The following is a 3661-nucleotide window of genomic DNA, read 5'->3' on the forward strand; positions in this document are numbered from 1 at the left end:
CCCGCGCCAGCCAGCCCCTGCGACGCTTGCAGACCATAGCGCGGCTGGCAGAGGCCGGTATACCGGTGGGCGTGCTGGCGGCGCCCATGATCCCGGCGCTGAACGACCATGAACTGGAAAAGATACTGGGCGAAGCCCGCAGGGCCGGCGCCAGCATGGCGGGCTATGTGCTGCTGCGCCTGCCGCTGGAGCTGGCGCAGTTGTTCGAGGACTGGCTGGCGGCACACTACCCGCTCAAGCACGAGCATGTGATGAGCGTGCTGCGGCAGACCCGCGGCGGGCGCGACTACGACGCCACCTTTGGCCAGCGCATGCGCGGTGTGGGGCCGTTTGCCGAGCTCTTGAACAAGCGCTACCACCTGGCCGTGCAAAGGCTGGGGCTCAACGCGCGCTGGGAAGGCCTGGACCACAGCCTGTTCCGGCCGCCATCCAGCAACGGACAGTTGGACCTGTTTGCCAATTAAGCCTGCTCGCTAAACAGCCCGGATGGGGAACGGCGTATGCTGAAAGCTGATATCGCCTGGGGCTCCCAATGAGCAAGAATGCCGCCTTTCGCGCCGCCGATCTTCGCGGAGCAAGTCGTTTGGCCGTCGATGGCATCTTGGGGTTGACGCAGTTGGTGGAAGCGATGCATCACACCATCGTGCACACCCCCGGTGTGCTGGGAATGCACGTACCCGGCCCCACCAAGGGCATCACGGGCTTCACGTACCGCAGCATTCGCCGGGTTACCCGCATCGTCGGCACCGCAATCGATACTGCGCTTGGCAGCTTGGTGCCCGCCGTAGAGCCCGACGTACGCTCTCCTCGAAGAGAGGCGGTGATCGCGGCGCTCAACGGTGTGCTCGGCGACTATCTTGCCGACAGCGCCAACTCCCTCGCCATACCGATGCGATTTGTCTACCTCGGCCGGCCACTAGAGCTCACCGCAGATGCGCTGGCCAAGGCAATCGAGCACCCTACAGGCAAGCTGCTGATCTACATACACGGCTTGTGCATGAACGACATGCAGTGGGCACAGTCAACGCAAACCACCCCATCGGATAAAAGCCCGGCGGAACTGCTCGCCAATGAGCTCGGCTGCCCGGCAATTTACCTGCACTACAACACTGGTCGCCACATCTCCACCAACGGACAGAACCTCTCGATGCTGATGGAAGCGCTGGTCGATCATTGGCCAGTACCGCTGACCGACGTGACCATCATCGCCCACAGCATGGGAGGTCTGGTCACACGCAGCGCCTGTGACGTCGCGCAGCTCGGCAAGCTCCCGTGGCTGTCTCGGCTCAAGCGGATCGTGTTCCTCGGTACACCGCACCTGGGTGCACCCATGGAGCGCGGCGGCAATTGGGTCGATTTTGCCCTCGGCATAAGCCCCTACACCGCCCCCTTGGCCGGCTTGGGCAAGATACGTAGCGTCGGCATCACCGACCTGCGTTACGGCAACCTGAGGGATGTCGACTGGATAGGCCGCGATCGCTTCTCGCGCACCACCGTGCGACCACACCCCCTGCCCTTGCAACGGCACATCAAGTGCTATGCCATTGCAGCGACGGTCGCCAAGCGAGCCGGCGGCATCGGGGAGCAGATAGTGGGCGATGGCCTGGTGCCAGTTAACAGCGCGCTAGGAAGAAGTACGGATCCCCAATCGAACTTGGCGATACCCTCGTCACGTAGCTGGGTGGCCTATGGCATCAACCATTTCGACCTTCTGAATCACCCCAAGGTGTTCGAGCGCATACGGCGCTGGTTGGTCCCCACCCACGCTGCCGGCTCGTAAGGCGCGGAGGTGGCAAGGAGCGCACTCCTGAGCGTGCCTCAGCTCAGCGTTTTTGCGCTGGCAAGTCATCCTAGACCTGTTCGGCTGAACGCGATTGCCGCGCCTCGCGCCATTCATGGGGGCGGCTTTGCGCGGGCGCCTTGCCATCGTGTTGCAAGGGCAAGGGGCCTTCCAGGCTGGCGGCGGGGCCCTCTACCATTGTGGCCAGCGTCGCACTCACCCCCAGGATCAGTGCGCTACCCAGCAGGGTAGCGAGAGCAAACTGTAGCAGCACCCAAGCCCCGGGGCCTTGCGGCTCGGCGCTGCGTTGGCAGGCAGAATCAACCACGTTGGCACCCCGCACTTGAAGCCTGCGCCAGCTGTGCTGCCTGGCTAGGCTGAAGCTGGCTGCTGGCCTGCGCATCTGCCAGCAGCGAGAGGCCGAACAGCGCAGCGGTGGCCAGGAACAAGGCCGGTTCCAGCAGGGCGTCGAAGCGGTTTTTCATGATGGCATCCTTTCCTTGTTCCGTTTATCTGGCACCAGCGTGTCTGGCATGGTTCGCATCCTGCCTGCGCGGCCCAAAGGCTGCGATGGCCGTGCGATCAAGCGACGGTTTGGTGGTACCAGTTGCCGGAAAGGACGATGAAATGCTGCGGCGCAGGATGACGCTCAGGCCTGGCCGCGCACCAGCCGATAGTTGAGCCTGGCATAACGAGCCAGACCACGCGCCAGCCACTTGCTGAGCCAGGTATTGACCAACGCCCAGACCAAACCCACGCCAAGCACACCAAAGCCCACCCAGGCCACGTGCAAGGGCTTGGTCACCTCAATGCCGGCCACATCCACCGTGATCAGGTGACCCAGCCCCATGCCGGGCATGCCCGCCAGCAAGAGACCGATGCCCGTGACCATCAGCACGAAGGCGGCCACAAACAGCACCAGTACCGTCAGCACCAGGCACAACAGGAGTGGCAGCACCATGATATTGATCAGGCCGAGCCCGGCTACCGCGAGGCACATGCGCAGCAGATTGCCCGGCGAGCGTTGCGCCTCCCAGTCCTTGATGCGTGCCTCGGCCCGCAGTTCGCGCGCCAACTGTCTGGGCGAGCCCAGCGAGCGAGCCACCTCCTCTTCATCCCGGCCGGCGGCGCGGGCATCGCGGAAGTATTCCTCGTAGTCGGCAATGATCTCTTCCCGCTCCTGCGGCAGGATGCCTCGCAATTCATGTCGCAGCGTGCTCAGAAACTGTTCGCGGTTCATGGTGCTTTCCCTTGCAAGATCCGGTTCACTTCGGCGAGAAAGTCACCCCATTGCGCCTTCATACCCTCCAGCGCTTCCCGGCCTTTGGCCTCAAGGCGATAGTATTTGCGTGAAGGCCCGGTCTCGGATTCGACCAGATAGGTGCTGACCAGGCCATCGGCCTGCAGGCGCCGCATCAAGGGGTAGATGGTGCCTTCGCTGATCTCGACGCTATCGGCAAGTGCCGAGACGATCTCATAGGCATAGCTGTCATGGCGCTCAAGCTGCGCCAGCACGCACATGTCGAGCACGCCCTTCTTCAGTTGGATCTTCATTGCGGCTGTCCCCTGCTCGCGCACCCAGGCGCGCCCTGCTTGGTCCGAGTGCCAGAGTACGACAAGGTACCTTTTAATACAAGGTACCTTGTTAAGCTCATTGCATGGGTGAGACACCCTCACAATTCAAGCAAGCATTTGCTTGAATTAACGCGCGCGGATTAAGATAGGTCGAGTAAAGAACCTAGGAGTACGCCATGGAAGTCTTCCGCCACACCGTCGAGGTCCGTTGGGCTGATTGCGATGCCAACCAGCATGTGCGCCACAGCGCCTATGCTGACTTCTGCACCCATGCCCGTATCGAGTGGCTGCGCCTGCATGGCTTTC

At 62.6% G+C, this 3661-nt stretch carries 7 protein-coding genes; 3 read left to right on the top strand and 4 right to left on the bottom strand.

What is annotated here, in order from left to right:
* Both VIM95_RS16985 and VIM95_RS16990 read left to right on the top strand, forming a co-directional pair.
* The coding region (locus VIM95_RS16985) for a hypothetical protein (protein ID WP_331988089.1) at positions 1–464 on the top strand (464 nt) is incomplete at its 5' end.
* A 68-nt stretch (positions 465–532) separates the two neighbouring features.
* Positions 533–1780, top strand: a complete 1248-nt coding sequence (locus tag VIM95_RS16990; RefSeq protein ID WP_331988091.1) for a DUF7379 domain-containing protein — start codon at positions 533–535, stop codon at positions 1778–1780.
* A 70-nt stretch (positions 1781–1850) separates the two neighbouring features.
* Here the strand turns inward: VIM95_RS16990 and VIM95_RS16995 are convergent, their stop codons facing one another.
* From VIM95_RS16995 to VIM95_RS17010, 4 genes are all read right to left on the bottom strand, one after another.
* Positions 1851–2108: a hypothetical protein gene (locus VIM95_RS16995; RefSeq protein ID WP_331988093.1), complete on the bottom strand. Its 258-nt coding sequence runs from the start codon at positions 2106–2108 to the stop codon at positions 1851–1853.
* On the bottom strand, positions 2101–2265 hold the full coding sequence (locus tag VIM95_RS17000; protein ID WP_331988095.1) for a hypothetical protein: 165 nt from the start codon (positions 2263–2265) through the stop codon (positions 2101–2103). Before VIM95_RS17000 ends, VIM95_RS16995 begins: the two co-directional genes overlap by 8 nt.
* Before the next feature lie 164 nt (positions 2266–2429).
* Positions 2430–3020: a DUF1700 domain-containing protein gene (locus tag VIM95_RS17005; RefSeq protein ID WP_331988097.1), complete on the bottom strand. Its 591-nt coding sequence runs from the start codon at positions 3018–3020 to the stop codon at positions 2430–2432.
* On the bottom strand, positions 3017–3334 hold the full coding sequence (locus VIM95_RS17010) for a PadR family transcriptional regulator (protein ID WP_331988099.1): 318 nt from the start codon (positions 3332–3334) through the stop codon (positions 3017–3019). Before VIM95_RS17010 ends, VIM95_RS17005 begins: the two co-directional genes overlap by 4 nt.
* A 197-nt stretch (positions 3335–3531) precedes the next feature.
* Between VIM95_RS17010 and VIM95_RS23425 the strand changes: the two genes are divergently transcribed.
* A partial coding sequence (locus tag VIM95_RS23425; protein ID WP_414648539.1) for an acyl-CoA thioesterase occupies positions 3532–3661 on the top strand: 130 nt, incomplete at its 3' end.

This window comes from Chitinimonas sp., assembly GCF_036568685.1.
Taxonomy (GTDB): Bacteria; Pseudomonadota; Gammaproteobacteria; order Burkholderiales; family Chitinimonadaceae; genus Chitinimonas.